Source organism: Lutibacter maritimus (assembly GCF_900116115.1).
Lineage (GTDB): Bacteria > Bacteroidota > Bacteroidia > Flavobacteriales > Flavobacteriaceae > Lutibacter > Lutibacter maritimus.
Genome location: NZ_FOZP01000002.1, coordinates 134,467 through 157,544 on the forward strand (window position 1 = coordinate 134,467; position 23,078 = coordinate 157,544).

A 23,078-nucleotide genomic window follows, 5' to 3' on the forward strand; every position below is an offset into this window, starting at 1 on the left:
TAAAAAAGGAGGCTTTAAATTGCCTCTTTTTTTATTTTTTATTCTCCCATTTTTGCCCAACTATCTCTTAGTGGTACAGTTCTATTAAAAACTAATTTTTCAGCAGTACTATCTTTATCTACACAAAAATAACCTAAACGTTGAAATTGGAACCTATCTAAAACCTTTGCTGTTTTTAAACTAGGTTCAACAAATGCTTCAATGATTTTTAATGAATCTGGATTTAAAAATTCTTTAAAATCTTTGTCTTTATAACTATCAGGAGCTTCATCAGTAAATAAACGATCGTACACTCTAACTTCGGCTTTTATGGCATGTTTTATAGAAACCCAATGCAACGTACCTTTTACTTTTCGTTTACTAGCTTCTGTTCCACTTCCACTTAAAGAATCTTCATCATACGTACAATGAATTTCAGTAACATTACCATCAGCATCTTTTACAACTGACTCTCCTTTAATAATGTATGCATTTTTTAAACGTACCTCTCTTCCTAAAGAAAGGCGGAAGAATTTTTTGTTAGCATCTTCCTTAAAATCTTCTTGTTCAATATAAATTTCACGAGAAAAAGGGATTGCTCTACTACCAAAACCATCTTCATAATCGTTATAACTGGCATCTAAAAATTCCTCTTTTCCTTCAGGATAATTTGTAATAACTAGTTTAACTGGATTTAAAACAGCCATAACTCTTGGTGCTGTTTTGTTTAAATGATCTTTAATGCAATATTCTAACAAAGCAACATCAGTAACGTTATCACGCTTTGCTATTCCAGCAATTTCACTAAAATTTCTGATAGATTCTGGTGAATAACCTCTTCTACGTAATCCAGAAATTGTTGGCATTCTTGGATCATCCCAACCAGTAACAATTTTTTCTTCAACCAATTGCAGTAATTTACGCTTACTCATTACTGTATAACTCAAATTTCTACGCGCAAATTCACGTTGTTTTGGTCGTAATTTATCTGCATCAACTACTTGATCTAAATACCAATCGTATAAATCTCTATGACTTTTAAACTCTAAAGTACAAATGGAATGCGATATTTGTTCAATATAATCACTTTCACCATGTGTCCAATCGTACATTGGGTAAATACACCATTTATCACCAGTTCTATGATGATGTCTTTTTAGAATTCTATACATAATTGGGTCTCGCATATGCATATTGGTATGTTTCATATCAATTTTTGCACGCAATACATGAGAGCCTTCTTCAAATTCACCGTTTCTCATTTTTAAAAACAGCTCCATGTTTTCTTCAATAGTTCTATTTCTATTTGGACTATCCGTTCCAGGTTCTGTTGGCGTACCTTTTTGAGCCGCCATTTGTTCAGAAGTTTGATTGTCTACATATGCCTTTCCTGTTTTAATAAACTCAATTGCCCAATCATATAATTGCTGAAAATAATCTGAGGAATACAACACTTTATCCCAGTTAAAACCAAGCCACTGTACATCGTGCTGTATAGAATCTACATATTCTTGTTCTTCTTTTGCTGGGTTTGTATCATCAAAACGCAAATTAACTGGCGCATTGTATCTTAAACCCAAACCAAAATTCAAGCAAATTGATGCAGCATGCCCAATATGTAAATATCCGTTTGGTTCTGGCGGAAATCTAAAACGTAATTTTTCTTTAGGTAAACCATTGGCTAAATCTTCTTCAATAATTTGCTCTAAAAAATTCAGCGATTTTTTTTCTTCATTCATAATTTCAATAATAAGCTACAAAAATATTGATTTTTTTCCGCAATTCAACAAAAATAAACACAGACCTCTTTGTAAACATAAATTAGGGTGTTCTATTACAAGTTAGGTTTTTACTATTTGTTTTTTTCGAGCAGAAAAAGCTCAAATAAAGTGCTCAACCACTAACACAAAAAACAAATCATTTAGTAAAAACAAGTTATCTTTGTGTAAAATTTTTAAAATGGGAACCATAAAAGTTAAAAATATACGCGTTTACGCATATCATGGCTGTTTAATTGAAGAAGGTAAAATTGGATCAGATTACCGAGTAGATTTAAAAGTTAAAGCTGATTTATCTAAAAGCGCCGTTACTGATAACCTTGAAGATACAGTAGATTATGTACATTTAAATAAAATTGTAAAACAAGAAATGGCTATCCGATCAAAATTATTAGAAGAAGTTGCTAAACGCATTTTAGATAGAATTTTAGTAGAAATACCGATTGTTAAACAAGCTATAGTAGCCGTCTCAAAATTAAATCCACCAATTGGGGGAAATGTTGAAATGGTCACCATTGAAATGTGTAAAAATCGAGATTAATTTAATTGCTAAACCGTTAAAAATCAAGAGTACTCAACAATAATAAAAAAAATACTTGCCAACTTATTAAAATTGGTTAAATTTGCAATCCAATTAAGGCGTCGTGGCCGAGTGGCTAGGCTGGGCTCTGCAAAAGCTCCTACAGCGGTTCGAATCCGCTCGATGCCTCCAAAAAAAACCTAAGTTAACGCTTAGGTTTTTTTGATTTCTTTAACATATAGATAGATTTAAAAAAATGTATCTTTGTAAAAACAAAAACCTAGCTGAAAACGATATAGTACTGAATGTTTTTAGCTATTTTGTTTAAATTTATATAATGCCTATGACAATTTACCCTATTGAAACTGGTAACTTTAAATTAGATGGAGGCGCCATGTTTGGTGTAGTTCCTAAAACTATTTGGCAACGCACAAACCCAGCTGACGCTAATAATTTAATTGATATGAGCATGCGCTGTATGCTTATTGAAGACGGAAATAGACTTATATTAATTGATACAGGAACAGGAAACAAACAATCTGATAAATTTTTTGGTTACTATTACTTTTTTGGAAATTTCTCATTAGATGGATCCTTAGCAAAACTTGGATTTCATAGAGATGATATTACTGATGTTTTTTTAACACATTTACATTTTGACCATTGCGGAGGCGCAATTCAGTGGAATAAAGATAAAACTGGTTACGAACCAGCCTTTAAAAATGCAAAATTTTGGAGCAACAAAAACCATTGGCAATGGGCTGTTAATCCAAATGTGAGAGAAAAAGCATCTTTTTTAAAGGAAAATATCAACCCAATTGAAGCTAGTGGGCAATTAAATTTTGTAAACATTCCTACAGGAGATTTTGCACAAAACACCCAACTTGGTTTTGATATTTTATTTGCAGATGGTCATACCGAAAAACAAATGATTCCACATATTCAGTATAAAAATAAAACCATCGTTTTTATGGCTGATTTACTACCAACAGTTGGACACATTCCGTTACCATATGTTATGGGTTATGATACAAGACCATTGTTAACAATGGACGAAAAAGCTAAATTTTTAAACAACGCAGCTGATAATAATTTTTTATTGTTTTTAGAACACGATGCAACTAACGAATTGTGTACACTAAAACATACCGAAAAAGGAGTACGATTAAACGAAACATATAAATTTAAAGAAGTTTTTAATTAACTAATAAATAACACAATGAGAATTTTTAAATACACGTATTTGGTAGCAGTAGCTACACTAACGTTAACAAGTTGTGGTTCTGTTAAAAATATGGCAGTTCCAACTATGGATACAGCTGTAAATATAACATCAGCCAAAAAGGGAACAGTAACTGAAGAGCAATCTAAACATTGGGCTCATGCAGATTTAGCTACAGACACAATACCAGGAATGAGCTTAGATAAAGCTTATAAATTTTTAGAAGGAAAAAAAGGGACAACCGTAATAGTTGGAGTTATTGACTCTGGCATTGACATTGAACATGAAGATTTAAAAGACGTTCTTTGGACCAACACAAAAGAAATTGCAGGAAATGGAATTGACGATGATAAAAACGGATTTATTGATGATATTCACGGATGGAATTTTTTAGGTGGAAATGGAGTTGCAGCTCCAGAACAACTTGAAATAACTCGTATTCTTGCCAAAATGAACCCTCGTTTTAAAGGAAAAACAATTGATGAAATTAGCCCAGAAGATAAAGCTGATTTTGAAAAATATCAAGAATACGTAAAAGCATACGAAGCTTCAGGATCTAGATATTTTACAACATTAGAACGTTTAGCTCAAATAGAAGAAACAATTAACGCTGTAAAAAAACACACTAAAAAAAGTACACTTACTTTAGAAGATTTAAAAGCCATTGAAACTGAAGATGAAACTTTAAAAGGGCAAGTACAAGGATTAATAACTTTATTTGGAAGAGGTTTAAATGAAGAAGAATTTTACCAATACTACGAAACTCAAAAGAAAAACAAAAACTACGATTTTGATTTTGACGGAAGAGCAATTGTTGGAGATAACCCTGAAGATATAAACGACAATGTTTATGGTAATGGAAATGTAATTGGTTCAAAAGATGAAGAATCTCATGGAACACACGTTTCAGGAATTATTTTAGCAACAAGAAACAATGGAGTTGGAATGAATGGTGTTGCAACAAATGCAAAATTAATGTCAGTTAGAGCTGTGCCAGATGGTGATGAGCGTGATAAAGATGTTGCTTTAGCAATTCGTTATGCTGTTGATAACGGTGCAAAAGTTATTAATATGAGCTTTGGTAAAAATTATTCTCCTAATAAAGAATGGGTTTTTGATGCTATTAAATATGCTGAAGAACACGACGTATTACTTGTGCATGCTGCAGGTAACGACAATAAAGATATTGATGTGAAACCTAACTGGCCAAATGATTCTGAAGACAAAGTTGTAGAATATGCTGATAATGTATTAACAGTTGGCGCTATGAGTTTAAATTACGATGAGAATTTACCAGCGCCTTTCTCAAACTACGGAAAAACAAATGTAGATGTTTTTGCTCCTGGAGTACAAATTTATTCTACAGTTCCTAAAAATGAATATGCAAAATACAACGGAACATCAATGGCATCTCCTGAAGTTGCTGGTGTTGCTGCTTTGGTAAGATCTTACTATCCTCAATTATCTGCAAGCCAAGTAAAACATATTATTATGAATTCTGGAACTAAAATAGATATGGACGTATTAGTGCCAGGCGAAAAAGGTAAAAAAGCAAATTTTTCAGAATTATCAATTTCTGGAAAAGTAGCAAACGCTTACAATGCTTTAGTTTTAGCTGATAGAATGGTAAACGGTAAATAATATTATAATTTTCTGTTAAAAAAGCACACTTCAAAAGAGTGTGCTTTTTTGTTTTATATAGTTATAGCTATATTGCGCTGTTAATAATTTTTACAATGAAAAAATCCCTATTTCTACTATTTTATATTTTTACAATTACACTTTTTTCACAAAATAATTATACTTATTGGCAACAACATGTTAATTATAAAATGGATGTTGATTTTGATGTAAAAACATTTCAATATAAAGGAACTCAAAAATTAGAATACACTAATAACTCTCCTGATCAGTTAGATAACGTATTTTATCATTTATTCTACAACGCTTTTCAACCTGGTAGTGAAATGGACGCACGCTTGCACACTGTTCCAGATCCTGATGAAAGAATGGTAACCAATATTGGAACAAAATTAAACCCTAAATATGAAAGCAGAATTTCAAAATTAAAACCTCATGAAACTGGCTATCTAAATGTAATTTCACTAAAACAAAATGGAGAAAACGTTAGCTATTTAGTAGAAGGAACCATTTTAAAAGTTAGTTTAAACAATGCTATAAAACCTGGAGAAACTGTAGTTTTTGATATGGTTTTTGAAGGGCAATTACCTGTTCATATTAGACGAGCCGGAAGAAATAATGAAGATAATGTAGCTATTTCTATGGCGCAATGGTATCCAAAAATGGCTGAATATGATTTTGAAGGTTGGCATGCCAATCCATATATTGCACGTGAATTTCATGGCGTTTGGGGAAATTTTGATGTTACTTTAACTATCGACAAAAACTATACAGTTGGCGGTACTGGATATCTTCAAAATCCACAAGAAATTGGGCACGGTTATGAAAACCCATCAAAAAAACTTCAAATAAAAAAAGGAAATACTTTAAGTTGGCATTTTATTGCACCCATGGTTCATGATTTTAGTTGGGCTGCAGATCCAAATTATACACATGATATTTTAAAAACCAAATTTGGCACAGAACTTCATTTTTTATATAAAAATGATGAAAAGTATAAACAAGCCTGGAAAGAAGTACAACCTTATACCGAAAAAGCGTTGAATTATTTTAATGAGAATATTGGAAATTATCCTTACAAGCAATACTCTGTAATACAAGCTGGAGATGGCGGAATGGAATACGCTATGTGCACTTTTATTTCAGGTGGTGAAACCTTAAATAGTATTAGAGGAACCGTTTTTCATGAATTTGCACATTCTTGGTTTCAACATATTTTAGCAACAAACGAAAGTAAACACTCTTGGATGGATGAAGGATTTACATCTTACATTTCTTCATTAGCTTCTAATAAAATTATGAGAGGTATTGATAATATTCCTAGAGGAAGAAATTATGCAGCATATTTTTATGCAGTTAAAAATGATTTAGATGAGCCACTTACAACGCATGCTGATAGATTTAATACAAATGCTGCATTTAGTATTGGAAGTTACACAAAAGGTAGTATGTTTTTAAGTCAGCTAAACTATATTATTGGTGAAGAAAATGTAAAGGAAACAATTAAAAAATATTATTCCGATTTTAAATTTAAACACCCAACACCAAACGATTTTAAAAGAGTTGCTGAAAAAGTATCTGGAATACAACTTGATTGGTATTTAAACGAATGGATTGAAACCGATCATACCATAGATTATGCTGTGGCAAATGTTGTTGACAAAACTATCACCTTAGCAAGAGTTGGAAAAATGCCAATGCCAATTGATTTGAAAGTCGTTTATACCGATGAAACTAAAGAATCATTTTATATTCCTTTACGCATGATGTTGGGAGAAAAACCTACAAAAGCTACGATTTTAAAAAATTGGGCTTGGGCATATTCAACATATACTTTTAATGTTTCAAAAGAAATAAAATCGGTTAAAATTGACCCTTTAGGCTTTATGGCTGATATTGATACAAGTAATAATATTTTTGAAAAACTTTAAAATATTCTCAATATCAAAATAATAAATGGTTATTTTTAACAAACAAAAGGTTTGTTTTATAAAACAAATGGTTATTTTTTTGGATTTTTAAATTTTTTATTCTAATTTCGATTTTTGTCCTTAAAATTAGAATTACATAAAAGATTATGAACCCCAAACTTTTATATGATGAACACAAATTCAATATTAAATAACTTCAAATCTGAAAATTTTTCGAGTGTGATTTTAAAAAATTATAAAACATACTTAAAACATTACGAGTTAAAATGCCTAAAACCAATGTCTTTAGAAGAATTCTCTAAAAATTACAATATTCATTAGTACTTTTTAAAGCAACTTATTTTAAGCTATAGAATTACCCACTTTACTCTACCAACTTCACCAGTTTTTAATTGGACTTTTATGCCGTGTGGATGCGATACAGAATTGGTTAAAATACGCTGCACAATTCCTTCGGTAAGTTTGCCTGTGCGCTGATGATTTTTTTGAACAATTTCAACTTCCGAACCTATTTGTATGTTTTTTCGTTGGCTTCCTTGCAGTTTTTTATTTTCCATAGAATATTTTAAATGCTATTTACTGAGTCTTTTCAATAACGCTTTTAAAATTTAATTTTTCTTTAGGAATAAATCCTTTTAAAATTAAAACCACACCAAAAATCATTAGTAAAATACCCATTGCGCGTTTAATTTTGTAGGTAACTTTAGGTGTTAAATGTCTTTTTAATTGTTTGGCTAACGTTATTTTACCAATATCTGTAATAAAATAACTGATTAATATAACAGTAAAATAATTAAATATTTTTGATGGATTCATTTCTAAATTTGATCCGACAACTACAATCATTCCAAGCCAAAAAGCTAAAACACCAATATTTATAAAGTTGAGCAAAAATCCTTTGGCAAAAAGTTTAAAATAGTTCGTTTTTTCTGGGAGCACCAACGTTTCATCTTGAATAGCAGCTTTCTGGCTTTTATCTAAAAAAGTAATAATTCCGTATACCAATAAAATTAATCCACCAATGTAAAAGAGCCTTGGATCGTCTTTAATTTCTTCTAACAAACTTTTACTTCCAAAATAGGCAATTAAAATAAAAGCTATATCACCTAAAATTACACCCAAATCAAACATTATTGCGGCACGTGCGCCTTTAATAATACTGGTTTGGATAAGCATAAAAAAAACAGGACCAATCATAAAGGCTAAAAAAAAACCGATAAATACTGCTTCTTTAATTTCGTTAAAAGTCATTTTTTGGTGTTAAATCTGTGAAAATACTACATTCTAATTAAACATCATCGTAATCTACTATGATTTTTGAAGTAGTTGGGTGCGCCTGACAAGTTAAAATAAATCCATCATTAATTTCTGCTTCAGATAAAATAGTGTTTTTATCCATGGCAGCTTTTCCTTCAGTAACTTTTGCTAAACAGCTACTGCAAATTCCTCCTTGGCAAGAATATGGTGCGTCTAAACCTTCTTTTAAAGCCGCTGTTAATATGGTAGTTTTAGCATCCATTGTAAAGGTAGTTTCCTCATCATCAACTAATACAGTAATTTCACACTCACCATCAAAAATTTCATTTTTGGAAGTTTCTTCAATAGAAATTGGCAAAGAAAATAACTCAAAATGAATAGCGTTTTCATTGATTCCATTTTCAATAAGTGTTTCTTTTGCAATATTAATCATTGGTTCTGGTCCGCATAAAAAAGCATTATCAAAACTAATATCCTTAAATTTATTTTTAACTACAAAATTTATATTTCCAGTATCAATTCTACCAAATAAAGCACCTTCAATTTTTTCTCGACTATAAACATATTGCACATTAAAATTTGTTGGATACGCTTTTTGCAAAATATCTATTTCTGATTTAAAAATAGTATCTGCAGTTGTTTTATTGCCATAAATTAACGTAAAAGTACTTGCTGACTCTTCAGTTAAAACAGCTTTTATCATTGCCATAATTGGTGTAATTCCGCTTCCGGCAGCAATGGCTAGGTAATTTTTTTTGTTTGTTGAATTTGTTTCTAAAACAAATTTTCCTTCTGGTTTTGAAACCTCTAAATTTGTACCTGTTGTTAAAATTGTTGTTGCAAAAACAGAAAATGTTCCGTTATCTATCGCTTTTATTGCAACTCTTAAGTCACCACTTTTGGGTGATGAACAAATAGAATACGCTCTGCGCAACTCTAACCCAGCAATTTCTTTTTTTATGTTGATGTATTGTCCCGCTGTAAACTGAAATTCAGACCTTAAATCGTTAGGAATATCAAATAAAATAGATACGGCATTTTTAGTTTCTTTTTTAATTTCTTTAATAGTTAGTGTGTGAAATTTCGACATTTTCAAAAAGTTTAAGACTACAAAAGTAAAGAATCTAAATACAATTTTTTGTTAAAAAACATACCTAACAAAGTTATACATAAGAAAATTATGCATATATTTATCCTACTAATTAAACTGCAACCTATAGTTTATAATGCAATTATCATGGGAAATCAAAAATTATACAAAGGATCTTTACAAACAATTATACTAAAATTGTTAGAAGAAAATGATAAAATGTATGGTTATGAAATTACCCAAAAAGTAAAGGAATTAACCAAAGGAGAATTGTCTATTACCGAAGGTGCATTGTACCCAGCATTGCACAAATTGGAAGCCGAAAGATTGCTAGACGTTGAGGTTACTACCGTTGATAACCGTTTGCGTAAATATTACAAACTTACGGAACACGGCACCAAAGAAACGGTAAACAGATTGGCGGAATTAGAGGAGTTTATTGCAACTATGAAAACAATTGTAAATCCAAAATTGGCTTAAAAAATTGCTTTACTATGAAACTAACTCTAGAACAAATACAACAACTCTACATTTTTACGCGGCAACATTATGTAGAACATTTTGATGTACAAACCGAGTTGGTAGATCATTTAGCAAATGATATTGAACAAATTTGGAAAACACAACCAAATCTTTCTTTTGAAGATGCCAGAAATATTTCATTTAAAAAATTTGGCGTTTTTGGTTTTATGGATATAGTTGGTGAACGCCAAAAAGCATTAAGCAAAAAATATTGGAAAATAATCTGGAGTTTTGCTAAAGATTGGTTTCAATTGCCAAAAATTATTTTAACCATATTTATTTTTACTTTATTCACCATTGCTTGTAGAAGCAAATTTGGAGAATATTTTTTATTTAGTTCATTAATGATAATGTGTGTTTATGGATTAATAAAAGCATTTCAATTAAAAAACAATTTTAAAAAAAGGATAAAATCAACAGGTAAAAAATGGATGTTAGAAGAAATGATTTTTAGTGCAGGAATGGGCTTCTTCACTATGATACCAATAAATTTAATAAACATTTTTAATCTTTCTAATTTAGATGAAAATATGATTTATTCTAATTGGTTCACTTTACTTTACGCTGCCATTTTTACTCTTTTAGTAATTGGATTTTATGTTGTTATTGAAGTTTTACCAAAAAAAGCAGAAGAATTACTAACCAAAAACTATCCAGAATATAAACTAGTGTAACAAAATCTACTAAACAAACACATATATAACATAGTCAATAAACCAAACCGTATGATTAAACATTTTTTAAATTTTGAGTGGAAACAATTTTTTCGTTCATCATATTGGCAAAAAAGTATTGCTTTAAATATTTTAATGGGCTTTTTAGCCTTGTATTTTATGCTTACTTTTTTAATTTTAGGAATAAGTATTTATCCGTTATTAAAAAAGCAATTTCCAGAATCTGATCCGTTAATTTTAGTAAACGGATTTTTATTTTACTGGTTTTTAGGCGATTTAGTCATGCGATTTTTCTTACAAAAATTACCAGTAGTAAATATTAAACCGTTGTTAACGCTTCCAATAAAAAGAAGTTCCATTTTAAATTATGTTTTAGGAAAATCTGCTATTTCATTTTTTAATTTTTTACCACTTTTTGCCATCATTCCGTTTGGTGTCATTTTAATTTTTGAAGATTATAGCACAACAACAGCATTAATTTGGATGTTATTAATGTACATTTTTACATTAATAATCAATTTTTTAAATTTTATTATTGAAGCCAAATCTGCCGAAACTGAACTATCCTTTTTACCAATTATCGCCATTGCATCAGGCTTGTTTGCTTTAAATTATTTTGAAATTATTTCAATTTCAAGTTTATTAGGAAACGCTGTTAACAGTATTATTTCAAACCCATTGTTAATTTTAATTCCATTAGCAATTTTAGTTGGTTTGTATGCTTTTAATTATTTAGAACTAAAGAAAAAATTATATGTAGATGGTTCTTTAAAAGCAAAAGCCGCAGTTGCAACAACTACCGATTTAGCTTGGACTCGTAGATTTGGAGATATTGCTCCTTTTTTACAACTAGATTTAAAATTATTATGGAGAAATAAACGTCCGAGATCAACCATTTTTATTTTAGTAATTGGGTTGTTGTACGGATTAATTTTTTACCCAAATCCAACCTATCAAAATATGCCAGCAATGTTTGTTTTTGTTGGAATATTTGTAACCGGAATTTTTATGATCAATTTTGGTCAATTCATTCCAGCTTGGGACAGCGGCTATTACAAGTTATTAATGAGTCAAAATATTAAATACAAACAATATTTAAATTCAAAATATTCATTAATGACTATAAGTGCAGTTATAATGTTTGTATTAAGTATTCCTTACGTATATTTTGGATGGAAAATTTTAGCAATTCATTTTGCGGCAATGGTGTACAATATTGGCGTAAACTCACACGTATTATTGTTTGGAGGTTCTTTTAACAGAAAGAAAATAGATTTAACACAACGTGCAGCGTTTAATTATCAAGGAACAGGAGCTGTACAATGGCTTATTGGATTTCCTTTATTACTAATTCCAATTTTGTTTTTTTACATTCCTTATAAATTTATCAATTTTGAAGCTGGTATTATAACTTTAATAGTTTTAGGTGGAATCGGAATTATTTTTCATCAAAAATTAATGAATTTTATTACCAAACGGTATTTAACTTCAAAACATAAAATGATCAGTGCTTTTGATCAAAACAATTAATTAACTACTCGACAAAAAATATATTACAATGATAAAATCTACAGAACTTTCAAAAAAATACGGTGATGTAACCGTTTTAAATATACCATCATTAGAAATTCCAAAAGGACAATCATTTGGTTTGGTTGGAAACAATGGCGCAGGAAAAACTACTTATTTTAATTTATTGTTAGATTTAATTAAACCAACAACCGGAAAAGTAATAAATAATGAAATTCAGGTAAATAAAAGTGAAGATTGGAAACCATTTACAGCTGCTTTTATTGATGAAAGTTTTTTAATTGGCTACTTAACTCCTGAAGAATATTTTTATTTTATTGGTGAGCTTCGCGGAATGAATAAAGCTGATATTGATACTTTTTTAAATCAGTTTTCTGAAATTTTTAATGAAGAAATAATTGGTAGAAAAAAATATTTGAGAGATTTATCAAAAGGAAATCAGAAAAAAGCAGGAATTGTTGCCGCATTAATTGGAAATCCTGAAGTAGTTATTTTAGATGAACCTTTTGCAAATTTAGATCCAACAACACAAATCAGATTAAAAAAATTATTGAAGGATTTAACTAAAAATAGTAAAACAACTTTATTGGTTTCTAGTCACGATTTAGGTCACGTTACCGAAGTTTGCGAACGTATTGTTGTGTTAGAAAAAGGAAATATTGTTAAAGACATTAAAACATCTGAAGAAACTTTAAAAGAATTAGAAGCGTATTTTTCTGTGTAAACAAATTAAATACTTAGATTTTTGTATTTTTACAACCCACTTACAATAAATGTGATATTTAATAAGTTAAGGGATAAGTAAAATATATTAATTTGAATAATTCTGTAAAAATAATTGTTGCTTTTATTGGCATGTTTTTACTTGTTGGATGCTCAACAAAAAAAGACGCATTTTTAAATAGAAATTTTCACTCCATCAATACAAAATACAATATTTTATATAATGGAAATGAAGCTTTTAAACAAGGGTTTGAACAATTAACTGCAAATTACGAAGATAATTATTGGGAAATTTTACCAATAGAACCTTTAAAAGTTGATGAGTTAGCGCTTCCTGGCGCTAAAAGAGATGAAGATAGTTCTCCACAAGCATTTGAAAAAGCTGAAGAAAAAGCGGTTAAAGCAGTTCAAAAACACTCAATGCTTATTGCACGTCAAGAACGCAATAAACAAATTGACGATGCTTATTTATTATTAGGAAAATCTCGTTACTACTCAAAAAGATTTGTACCTGCTTTAGAAGCATTTAATTATGTGATTTTAAATTATCCGAGAGCTAACTTAATAAATGAAACTAAAATTTGGCAAGCTAAAACATACATTCGTTTACGAAACGAAGAACAAGCAATTGAAAATTTAAAAACACTTTTAAAATCTGATAACTTAAATCAAAAAACTATTGAAAATGCAAATACAGCTATAGCAATGGCGTATTTTAATTTAGATAGTACACAGCTAGTTATCAATCATTTAAACAAAGCCATAAAAATTACTCCAAAAAACAAAGTAATTACAAAAGCTATGTTTACAACTAATAAAAAAACAGTTGTAAAACCTGTGTTATCAACAAAAAATGCCGAACAAACTGCGCGCAATTTATTTATTTTAGGACAACTTTATAAACATCAAAATAAAATAGATTCTTCAAATTATGCATTTAATACGTTGCTAAAAATTAAAAAAGCACCTTTTAAATATAAAATTCATGCTGAAATTGAAAAAGCCAAAAACGTTTTATCTAATCAAGATAAAACTACAGCAATTGAGGTTTTAAAAAACCTAACTAAAGATCGTTTTAATAAAAATTATTTAGATGAGTTATATTATCATATAGGTAAAGTTGAAGAATCAAATGATCCTGAAAGTGCGTTGACTAATTATAAAAAATCACTTCAATCAAGTATAAAAAATAATTTTCAAAAAGAATTAACCTACGAAGCAATTGGAAATTTATATTTTGAAAAAGCTCAATTTGTTTCAGCGGCTGCTTATTATGATAGTATTCTTCAAATAACAAAAGATGATTCATCAAAACGAATTTTTAGATTGAAAAGAAAAAGATCCAATTTAGATGAAGTAATTTTATATGAAGACATTGCTAAAAGAAATGACAGCATATTGAATTTAGTTGCAATGAGCAACGATGAGCGCACTACTTTTTTCAACAATTACATAGAAAAATTAAAAACTGCCGAAGAAGAACTTCAAAAAAATATAAATACAGGTTTAAATACAACTATTCAAGCAAACAATTTTAAGCCGGTAAAAGGAAACTGGTATTTTTATAACAATCAAACTGTTGGCTTTGGCGAACAAGAATTTAGGCAAATTTGGGGAGATCGACTTTTAGAAGATAATTGGAGATTAAGTAATAAAACTAAAATGAATTTCCCTGGTTTTTCGACTCAAGAACAGGAAAATACTATTGTTGTAAATAATTCTGAATTATTAGAATTATCGTATTATTTAAATCAAATTCCATCAAACAAACAAACAATTGATAGCCTAAAAATAAATAGAGATAATGCGTATTTTAAATTAGGCATTATTTATAAAGAACAATTTAAAGAAATTGATTTAGCAAAAGAGAAACTAGAAAAACTATTAACTTTTAATCCAGATCCATCATTTTCTCTTCCTGCTAAATATCACTTGTATAAAATATATTCTGAAGAAAATAATAAAAAATCAGAAGAATTTAAAAACGATATTATTGCAAATTTTCCAAATTCTAGCTTTGCAAAAATTATTTTAAACCCTACCAATGTAGCAGTTTTAAATGATACTAATTTAGCTGAAAATGAATATGCACTTGTATTTTATGATTATAAAGATGAAAATTTTGATGCTGTAATTGAAAAATCTAACGAAGCAATTATTAAGTTTCAAGGAGACCAAATTATACCAAAATTTGAATTATTAAAAGCTTATGCAATTGGAAAAAAAGAAGGAATTTTAGCCTTTAAAGAAGCATTAAATTTTGTTGCTATGAATTACCCAAATACCGAAGAAGGGAAAAAAGCCCTTGAAGTAATTGAAACCATTAAAACAAAAATTTAATAACCTCACAAAAATATAATAAGTATGTTATCCAAAAAAAAACAAAATGAACCTATCGTATCTGAAATAAATGTAATAGGAAAAAATACCACAATTATTGGTGATATCATTTCTGAAGGCGACTTTAGAATTGAGGGAAAAGTTGAAGGAACAGTAAAAACAAAAGGAAAAGTTGTTGTTGGCGCTTCTGGCAAAATTAAAGGCAAAATTGAATGTGCCGAAGCAGATATAGAAGGTAGTTTTTCCGGTGAACTATTTGCTTCAAATTTATTAACATTAAAAACTACAGCATTAATTACAGGAAACGTAGTTATTTCTAAACTAGCTGTTGAGCCTGGTGCAGAATTTAATGCAACTTGCACTATGAAAAATTCTGTTAAGGAATTAAACAATGAACAAGCAAAAAAAGAAAAAACAGCTTAATAAATACCTGCAATTAACTGGTGTAGCTTTTCAAATGGGATTAACTATTTATTTAGGCGTCTATTTTGGAAAAAAACTAGATATTTATTTCCAAACTACTCATAAAACCTACACCATCATTCTTACACTTGTGTCATTGGTTATTTCAATTTATAGTGTAATAGCGCAACTAAAAAGTATAAATGACAAATATGATTAATGCAATTATTAGTTTTGGAGTTAAACTGTTTCTGATTATTGGAATTATTTTTGGCGCTCATATTTTAATACTTTCTTTTATACAAACTCCCTTATTTGGCAATAGAATTATTTTAGCTTATCTCGTAAATTTTTTATTGGCAATGGTTATTTATATCGCTTTATATAAACTCAAAAAAAAATATTTAGATATTTTAGGATTTATATTTATGGGAGGTAGTTTATTAAAATTTGTTGCGTACTTCATTTTTTTCTACCCATTTTACAAAGAAGACGGAACAATAAATTCATTTGAAGCAACTGCATTTTTAGTACCCTATGCAGGATGCCTATTTTTCGAAACTTTTTACCTTATAAAACTCTTAAATAAATAAGGTATAAAGGTCTGTTATTATATTATTTAGCAAAAGAAAAAAGCATAAAAAAATATTTTTTAGTTTTTAATATAAAACCGTACATTTGCAAAATCTTTTAAGAAAACCACTATTAATAAAGTGATATGCACAGAAATAACATAGTTAAACTACTTACGTTACTACTTTTAACTGTAACAATTTCAGTAAAAGCACAGCATGATACTCATAATGAGACTCCTGTTGAAGATGCTCATTCAGGAAAGGATATAAAAACTGAAATTAAAGAATATATAAATCATCACTTGTTAGATTCTTACGATTTTACATTGTTTTCTTACACAAATGATGCTGGTGAGCATAAATATATTGGAGCGCCATTACCAGTAATTTTATGGGATGGTGGTTTACAAGTGTTTTCTTCATCAAAATTCAATCACGGTGAAACTGTAGCTGAAGTAAATGGCAATTACTATAAAGTTTATCATAATAAAATTTATAAGACTGATGCAGAAGGAACAATTTCCTATGATGAAGCACATCACCCAACAAATGCAAAACCTTTAGATTTTTCTATCACTAAAAATGTTGTTTTTATATTTTTAGTTGGTTTATTAATGTTATTTATGTTTAGCAAAATGGCTAAAAATTACAAAAAAAGTGCTGTTCCTACAGGTCTTGGAAGATTATTAGAGCCAATAATTTTATATATAAGAGATGATATAGCTATCCCAAACATTGGAAAAAAACACTACAAAAGATATATGAGTTACTTGTTAACTATCTTTTTCTTTGTGTGGATTATAAACTTATTAGGTTTAACACCACTTGGTGTTAATGTAACAAACAACATTGCAGTAACATTAGCATTAGCGTTAATGACTTACTTTATTACAACATTTTCAGGAAATAAAGATTATTGGAAACATATATTTTGGATGCCAGGAGTGCCAACTTTAATGAAAATTATTTTAGCTCCAATTGAATTATTAGGAACATTTATTAAACCATTTTCATTAATGATACGTTTGTATGCAAACATTACAGCGGGTCATATTGTATTAATGAGTATAATAGGTTTAATGTTTATTTTCAAAAACTGGATAGGTAGTCCATTATCATTCGGATTGGCATTTGCCCTTTCCTTATTAGAATTATTAGTAGCAGCGCTACAAGCATATATTTTCACTATGTTATCTGCATTGTACTTCGGTTCAGCAGTAGAAGAACACGATCATCATTAAAAATTGAATGTTTAATTAATTAATATATATATTATGGAAGGTCTAAATTACATTGGAGCTGGTTTAATCGTTATCGGTGCTGGTATTGGTATTGGTAGAATTGGTGGACAAGCAATGGAAGCTATCGCTCGTCAACCTGAAGCTTCAGGAAAAATTCAAACAGCAATGCTTATTGCAGCAGCGCTTATTGAAGGAATTGGATTTGCTGCTTTATTTGCAGCTTAAGAAAATTTAAACAACAACTACAACGGTTGGTTGTAGTTGTTGTTTAATAACTATTAATTAAAAAATAACAACACATATAATATGGAAAAACTTATAGAACAGTTTTCATTAGGATTATTTGTTTGGCAACTAATTTTATTTATTGGGCTAGTACTTTTATTAAAAAAGTTTGCTTGGAAACCAATATTAAATGCTGTTAATGAAAGAGAAGAAGGAATAAAAAACGCATTAGACGAAGCTGAAAACGCACGTAAAGAAATGCAAAACCTTACTGCAGATAATGAACGTATTTTAAAAGAAGCACGTGCTGAACGTGATATTTTATTAAAAGAAGCACGTGAAATGAAAGAAGGAATGATAGCTGATGCAAAAGAAGAAGCTAAAATACAAGCTACTAAAGTAATTGAACAAGCACAAGCTACAATTCAAGCAGAAAAACAAGCAGCTATTGCTGAAATAAAAAACCAAGTTGCTGAATTATCATTAAGCATTGCTGAAAAAGTTGTGAGAGGAGAATTATCTGATAAAGCAAAACAAACAAAGCTTGTTGAAGATATGTTAAAAGAAGTAACTCTATAAGTAAATAAAAAATGAGCGGATCTAGAGCAGCAATAAGATATGCAAAAGCAATACTAAGTTTTGCACTTGACCAACAAAAAGAGGTTGAAGTAAATAACGATATGTTGCTAATTGCAAACACCATTAATGAAAGTAAAGATTTGCAATTATTGCTTACAAATCCAGTTGTTAAAACTGAATTAAAAAAAGTAGCGCTTAAAGAAGTATTTGCAACTAAAATATCCTCATTATCACAAAAATTAATAGACCTGTTAATTGACAATAAAAGATTGCCAATTTTAGATGAGGTAGCAAAAAAATATACAATTATTTTTGATTCATTAAAAGGTATAGAAATTGCAAAAGTTACTACCGCAATTCCTTTAACCGATGAATTAAACAAACAGGTTTTAAATAAAGTTAAAGAAATTACAGGAAAAGAAGCAACTATTGAAAATATTGTAAATCCAGATATTATTGGCGGATTTATTCTTCGTGTAGGCGATGTACAATATGATGCAAGTGTTGCAAATAAATTACAAGTATTAAAAAGACAATTTGCAGACGAAAGTTATTTAGCAAAATTGTAATAATATAGATTTTAGTTTTAAAAAATATTAAAAATGGCATCAATAAAACCAGCTGAAGTATCAGCAATTTTAAAACAACAATTAGCAGGATTTGAAGGTTCAGCTTCTTTAAACGAAGTAGGAACTGTATTACAAGTGGGTGATGGTATTGCTCGTGTATATGGTTTAGCAAATGTTCAATACGGTGAATTAGTTGAATTTGAAGATGGATTAGAAGGAATTGTATTGAACCTTGAAGAAGACAACGTTGGTGTTGTATTATTAGGTCATTCTAAATCTATAAAAGAAGGATCGACAGTAAAAAGAACCGAAAGAATTGCTTCACTTAAAGTTGGAGAAGGAATTGTTGGACGTGTTGTAAATACTTTAGGTTTTCCAATTGATGGTAAAGGCCCAATACAAGGTGAAACTTTTGAAATGCCATTAGAACGTAAAGCTCCAGGTGTTATTTTTCGTGAACCAGTAACTGAGCCATTACAAACAGGATTAAAAGCTGTTGATGCTATGATTCCTATTGGTAGAGGTCAACGTGAACTTATTATTGGTGACCGTCAAACAGGTAAATCTACTGTTGCTATTGATACTATTATCAATCAAAAAGAATTTTACGATGCTGGTGTTCCTGTATATTGTATATATGTTGCAATTGGTCAAAAAGCATCTACAGTTGCTAATATTGCAAATCTATTAGAAGAAAAAGGAGCAATGGCATATACTACCATAATTGCTGCTAACGCATCGGATCCAGCTGCAATGCAAGTTTATGCTCCAATGGGAGGTGCTGCAATTGGAGAATATTTTAGAGATACTGGTCGTCCCGCATTAATTGTATATGATGATTTATCTAAACAAGCAGTTGCATACCGTGAAATTTCATTATTATTACGTCGTCCACCAGGACGTGAGGCGTATCCAGGTGACGTTTTCTACTTACACTCTCGTTTATTAGAACGTGCTGCAAAAATTATTAATAATGATATTATTGCTGCGCAAATGAATGATGTGCCAGATGCACTTCAAGGAAAAATAAAAGGTGGAGGTTCACTAACAGCTTTACCAATTATTGAAACACAAGCAGGTGACGTTTCGGCATATATTCCAACGAACGTAATTTCTATTACAGATGGACAAATTTTCTTAGATGGAGATTTATTTAATTCAGGTGTTAGACCAGCAATTAATGTTGGTATTTCGGTTTCTCGTGTTGGTGGTAATGCCCAAATTAAATCAATGAAAAAAGTAGCAGGTACATTAAAATTAGATCAAGCACAATTTCGTGAGCTAGAAGCTTTCGCTAAGTTTGGATCCGATTTAGATGCAGCTACAATGAATGTAATTTCAAAAGGACAACGTAATGTTGAGATTTTAAAACAAAATCAGGCAGATCCATTTAAAGTTGAAGATCAAATTGCAATTATTTATGCAGGATCTAAAAACTTACTAAGAACTGTTCCTGTTGAAAAAGTAAAAGAATTTGAAAGCGATTATATTGAATATTTAAATGCAAAACACAGAGATACATTAGATACTTTAAAAGCAGGTAAATTAACTGATGAAGTTATTGATGTATTAACAAGTGCTGCAAAAGAAGTTTCAGCAAAATACGCATAAAATATAAACTGTCATTCCCATAAAAGTGGGAATCTCATGATTTGAAGTTCATTTATAAAGATTCCGCATCAAGTGCGGAATGACAAATAAAATTAGAATGGCAAACTTAAAAGAAATACGTAACAGAATTGCATCCATTGGGTCAACAATGCAGATTACAAGTGCCATGAAAATGGTTTCTGCTGCAAAATTGAAAAAAGCGCAAGATGCAATTACACAAATGCGTCCGTATGCCGAAAAACTTACGGAACTTTTACAAAGTTTAAGTGCATCACTTGAAGGTGAAGTAGGTGGAGTTTATTCACAACAAAAAGAAGTATCAAAAGTATTAATTGTTGTAATTACTTCAAACAGAGGCTTATGTGGTGGTTTTAATTCATCAGTAATTAAAGCAACCGCAAAACATATTGAAGATAATTTTAAAGGAAAAGAAGTAGCTCTTTTAACAATTGGGAAAAAAGGTTTTGATATTTTAAGTAAATCTTTTAAAGTTATTGAAAAAGATAATGAAATTTTTGACGATTTAACTTTTGATAATGTGGCTATTATTGCCGAAAAAATAATGAGCTTGTTTGCCGAAGGTCGTTTTGATAAAGTAGAATTAGTGTACAATCATTTTAAAAATGCAGCTACTCAAATTACTACAATTGAACAATTTTTACCAATTGAACCTGTTAAAGGAACAGTTAAAGTTAACACTGATTATATTTTTGAACCTTCAAAAGCAGAAATTGTGTTAGAATTGATTCCAAAATCATTAAAAACACAATTATATAAAGCTATAAGAGATTCTTTCGCTGCCGAACATGGCGCTCGTATGACAGCAATGCACAAAGCAACTGATAATGCAACTGAATTACGTAACGATTTAAAATTAACGTATAACAAAGCACGTCAGGCTGCAATTACAAATGAAATATTAGAAATTGTAGGAGGAGCTGAGGCACTAAATAATTAGATATATTTTTTAAAAAATAATATTAAAAAAGAGCTTATCCAATTGGATAAGCTCTTTTTATTTAAGTTTGGTACGTACTTTGCTCTTGTAGAAAAAAACATATCATGAAAAAAATTATCCCTTTATCAATAATTGCTTTAATTCTTTTATCATTTTCTTGCTGTAAAAGTTCAAAAGCACAAACTAGTAATCTTGTAAGTTCTACTAAACATTTTTCGGTTGTAAATGCTTATTATACAAATTGGGTTGGAGGTCAACCAGGTATTAAAGGTCTTACTATTAAAGTATTTATAGATAATCCGACCATTACTTTAGACAGTCTTTATTTTAGAAACAAACAAACAGCATTAAAACAGGATTTAATTGGCAATAATAAACCATTTATTTGTAGTACAACTACCAGCAAATCTCCCGATTTTATACTAAGTGATGATCCAAAAAAAGAATATGGGAATCAAGCACCTAATATAGTAAATAATATTCCTTTTCAATTGAAAGCAAACGAAGCGGTAGTATCATACAACTTTAATAATACCAAATTTTATAAAAAAATAATTCTAAAAAAACAATAGATAACAAGCTGTTTTTAAGCTTTTTACACTATTTTAAATATCCATAATAATTTTTTGGCACGGAAATTGAATTTCTAAATACATAACCCAAAAAATTAATGATTATGAGAACTTTAAAATTACTTTATATTTCACTTATTATTAGTATCTCATTTACGGCTTGTGTTGTTGTTGAAGATGATTACCATGATAATTATGTAAACTTAGAAGATGTTGTAACCGCTTACGATTTATGGTATATAGATTACAACCAAACCGCTGGAACTGGTGATGTTCCGTTTTTATCAAAAGCATTTACATTATCATTTATAAATGGAAAGTTATATGCTAATAATAATTTAGTTGGTATTGGTTCTACTGGAAATGGATATGGAATTCAAATAGGATATTACAATACATTAAATGGTTTTTTAGAAATTGACCACAATATAGATGGATATTATGATTTTGATATAATTCAAGTATCCAATGACAGAATTAAACTAAAAGATAATTACAATAAAGTAACCTATTATTTAGAAGGATATCAAAAATACAATTTTGATTACAATCAAATATTTTATGACAACATTGAATATTTTTTACAAGAATATGATGCTTGGGAAAAAACATATACAAGTAATTCAGGAACAATTAATGAATTTGACAATGAAAATTTTTTAGCATTTACACCAGAAAATATAACAACATTTTATAGTTCGCAAGACAATAATGGCACAAATATTGCAAATATTTATTGGGATTATGTAGGTGATTATTTTGTTGCAAACGTTCAGGGATATAACAATTTAAAAATTTTAACATTAGATTATGATTCTTGGGGCAATGAAGAGTTTGAATTGAGCGTTATTAACGATAGAAAAATAAGTTTATATCATTTAGGTTCTGGAACAACCTATGAATTTACAGGAAGAGGATATATTCAGTATAAAAAATCTGCTTTGGCAAATAAAAGTGAAAATGTTGTAAGTAATGATGGAAGAAAACGAACTAAAGTAGAAAGAGAAACAAAAATTAAAAGAAATTTAAAATAAAGTTTGGTTAGTTGATTTTTGGTTGGTTAGTAAAATAACCATCCATTCAAAACCGTTCCCTGATTAGGAACGGTTTTTTTGTATATTTATACTATAAAAAAATTA

The 23,078-nt window shown here is 29.4% G+C and carries 24 protein-coding genes and 1 tRNA gene; 21 read left to right on the forward strand and 4 right to left on the reverse strand.

Translation table 11 applies throughout. The features are described from left to right. Positions 1 to 38 precede the first annotated feature (38 nt). Positions 39 to 1,718: a glutamine--tRNA ligase/YqeY domain fusion protein gene (locus tag BM335_RS03970; RefSeq protein WP_090223451.1), complete on the reverse strand. Its 1,680-nt coding sequence runs from the start codon at positions 1,716 to 1,718 to the stop codon at positions 39 to 41. A 220-nt stretch (positions 1,719 to 1,938) separates the two neighbouring features. Between BM335_RS03970 and folB the strand changes: the two genes are divergently transcribed. The 5 genes from folB to BM335_RS03995 all read left to right on the forward strand — a co-directional run bounded on the left by folB (position 1,939) and on the right by BM335_RS03995 (position 7,071). Beyond that, the gene (folB, locus tag BM335_RS03975; protein ID WP_090223452.1) at positions 1,939 to 2,298 is read left to right on the forward strand and encodes a dihydroneopterin aldolase; all 360 of its coding nucleotides are present in this window, start codon (positions 1,939 to 1,941) and stop codon (positions 2,296 to 2,298) included. A gap of 97 nt (positions 2,299 to 2,395) precedes the next feature. Continuing rightward, a tRNA-Cys gene (locus BM335_RS03980) sits at positions 2,396 to 2,469 on the forward strand. A 151-nt stretch (positions 2,470 to 2,620) separates the two neighbouring features. Beyond that, the gene (locus tag BM335_RS03985) at positions 2,621 to 3,481 is read left to right on the forward strand and encodes an MBL fold metallo-hydrolase (protein WP_090223453.1); all 861 of its coding nucleotides are present in this window, start codon (positions 2,621 to 2,623) and stop codon (positions 3,479 to 3,481) included. A gap of 15 nt (positions 3,482 to 3,496) precedes the next feature. After that, positions 3,497 to 5,140: a S8 family peptidase gene (locus BM335_RS03990; RefSeq protein WP_090223454.1), complete on the forward strand. Its 1,644-nt coding sequence runs from the start codon at positions 3,497 to 3,499 to the stop codon at positions 5,138 to 5,140. 95 nt (positions 5,141 to 5,235) lie between these two features. Beyond that, positions 5,236 to 7,071, forward strand: coding sequence for a M1 family metallopeptidase (locus tag BM335_RS03995; protein WP_090223455.1), 1,836 nt, complete (start codon positions 5,236 to 5,238; stop codon positions 7,069 to 7,071). Between the two features lie 347 nt (positions 7,072 to 7,418). On the opposite strand, the gene BM335_RS04000 is transcribed toward BM335_RS03995, so the two are convergent. The 3 genes from BM335_RS04000 to BM335_RS04010 are packed head-to-tail and all read right to left on the reverse strand — an operon-like array spanning position 7,419 to position 9,418. Continuing rightward, complete coding sequence (locus BM335_RS04000) at positions 7,419 to 7,628, reverse strand: YwbE family protein (protein WP_090223456.1); 210 nt, start codon at positions 7,626 to 7,628, stop codon at positions 7,419 to 7,421. Positions 7,629 to 7,647: 19 nt separating this feature from the next. After that, positions 7,648 to 8,322 (reverse strand): LysE family translocator, encoded by a 675-nt coding sequence (locus BM335_RS04005; protein WP_090223457.1) that lies wholly within the window; start codon positions 8,320 to 8,322, stop codon positions 7,648 to 7,650. Positions 8,323 to 8,359: 37 nt separating this feature from the next. Continuing rightward, positions 8,360 to 9,418: a ferredoxin--NADP reductase gene (locus BM335_RS04010; RefSeq protein WP_090223458.1), complete on the reverse strand. Its 1,059-nt coding sequence runs from the start codon at positions 9,416 to 9,418 to the stop codon at positions 8,360 to 8,362. A gap of 147 nt (positions 9,419 to 9,565) precedes the next feature. Here BM335_RS04010 and BM335_RS04015 point away from each other — a divergent pair, with 147 nt between their 5' ends. The 16 genes from BM335_RS04015 (at position 9,566) to BM335_RS04090 (ending at position 22,973) form a co-directional block, all read left to right on the forward strand. After that, a complete protein-coding gene (locus BM335_RS04015; RefSeq protein ID WP_090223459.1) occupies positions 9,566 to 9,898 on the forward strand; it encodes a PadR family transcriptional regulator in 333 nt (110 codons plus the stop codon). Between the two features lie 14 nt (positions 9,899 to 9,912). Further along, a complete protein-coding gene (locus BM335_RS04020) occupies positions 9,913 to 10,614 on the forward strand; it encodes a hypothetical protein (protein WP_090223460.1) in 702 nt (233 codons plus the stop codon). 51 nt (positions 10,615 to 10,665) lie between these two features. Continuing rightward, positions 10,666 to 12,144 (forward strand): DUF5687 family protein, encoded by a 1,479-nt coding sequence (locus BM335_RS04025; protein ID WP_090223461.1) that lies wholly within the window; start codon positions 10,666 to 10,668, stop codon positions 12,142 to 12,144. A 28-nt stretch (positions 12,145 to 12,172) separates the two neighbouring features. Then, complete coding sequence (locus BM335_RS04030; protein ID WP_090223462.1) at positions 12,173 to 12,868, forward strand: ABC transporter ATP-binding protein; 696 nt, start codon at positions 12,173 to 12,175, stop codon at positions 12,866 to 12,868. Positions 12,869 to 12,960: 92 nt separating this feature from the next. After that, positions 12,961 to 15,207: a type IX secretion system periplasmic lipoprotein PorW/SprE gene (gene porW / locus BM335_RS04035; RefSeq protein WP_090223463.1), complete on the forward strand. Its 2,247-nt coding sequence runs from the start codon at positions 12,961 to 12,963 to the stop codon at positions 15,205 to 15,207. A 24-nt stretch (positions 15,208 to 15,231) separates the two neighbouring features. After that, on the forward strand, positions 15,232 to 15,630 hold the full coding sequence (locus BM335_RS04040) for a bactofilin family protein (RefSeq protein ID WP_177219150.1): 399 nt from the start codon (positions 15,232 to 15,234) through the stop codon (positions 15,628 to 15,630). Next, positions 15,599 to 15,829 carry an AtpZ/AtpI family protein gene (locus BM335_RS04045; protein ID WP_090223465.1) on the forward strand — a complete coding sequence of 77 codons (231 nt, stop codon included), beginning with the start codon at positions 15,599 to 15,601 and terminating at the stop codon, positions 15,827 to 15,829. Before BM335_RS04040 ends, BM335_RS04045 begins: the two co-directional genes overlap by 32 nt. After that, positions 15,813 to 16,202 (forward strand): hypothetical protein, encoded by a 390-nt coding sequence (locus BM335_RS04050; RefSeq protein WP_245780600.1) that lies wholly within the window; start codon positions 15,813 to 15,815, stop codon positions 16,200 to 16,202. Before BM335_RS04045 ends, BM335_RS04050 begins: the two co-directional genes overlap by 17 nt. 125 nt (positions 16,203 to 16,327) lie before the next feature. After that, positions 16,328 to 17,425, forward strand: coding sequence for a F0F1 ATP synthase subunit A (gene atpB / locus BM335_RS04055; RefSeq protein WP_090223466.1), 1,098 nt, complete (start codon positions 16,328 to 16,330; stop codon positions 17,423 to 17,425). 33 nt (positions 17,426 to 17,458) lie between these two features. Further along, positions 17,459 to 17,650, forward strand: a complete 192-nt coding sequence (gene atpE / locus BM335_RS04060; RefSeq protein WP_090223467.1) for an ATP synthase F0 subunit C — start codon at positions 17,459 to 17,461, stop codon at positions 17,648 to 17,650. An 81-nt stretch (positions 17,651 to 17,731) separates the two neighbouring features. Next, complete coding sequence (locus tag BM335_RS04065; RefSeq protein ID WP_090223468.1) at positions 17,732 to 18,229, forward strand: F0F1 ATP synthase subunit B; 498 nt, start codon at positions 17,732 to 17,734, stop codon at positions 18,227 to 18,229. An 11-nt stretch (positions 18,230 to 18,240) separates the two neighbouring features. Then, entirely contained in the window at positions 18,241 to 18,798 is a 558-nt protein-coding gene (atpH, locus tag BM335_RS04070) for an ATP synthase F1 subunit delta (RefSeq protein ID WP_090223469.1), read from the forward strand. A 33-nt stretch (positions 18,799 to 18,831) separates the two neighbouring features. Next, positions 18,832 to 20,409: a F0F1 ATP synthase subunit alpha gene (gene atpA, locus BM335_RS04075; protein WP_090223470.1), complete on the forward strand. Its 1,578-nt coding sequence runs from the start codon at positions 18,832 to 18,834 to the stop codon at positions 20,407 to 20,409. A gap of 97 nt (positions 20,410 to 20,506) precedes the next feature. Beyond that, entirely contained in the window at positions 20,507 to 21,367 is an 861-nt protein-coding gene (atpG, locus tag BM335_RS04080; RefSeq protein ID WP_090224044.1) for an ATP synthase F1 subunit gamma, read from the forward strand. A gap of 104 nt (positions 21,368 to 21,471) precedes the next feature. After that, a complete protein-coding gene (locus BM335_RS04085) occupies positions 21,472 to 21,939 on the forward strand; it encodes a hypothetical protein (protein WP_090223471.1) in 468 nt (155 codons plus the stop codon). Between the two features lie 104 nt (positions 21,940 to 22,043). Then, a complete protein-coding gene (locus BM335_RS04090) occupies positions 22,044 to 22,973 on the forward strand; it encodes a hypothetical protein (protein ID WP_090223472.1) in 930 nt (309 codons plus the stop codon). The last annotated feature ends 105 nt before the right edge of the window (positions 22,974 to 23,078 follow it).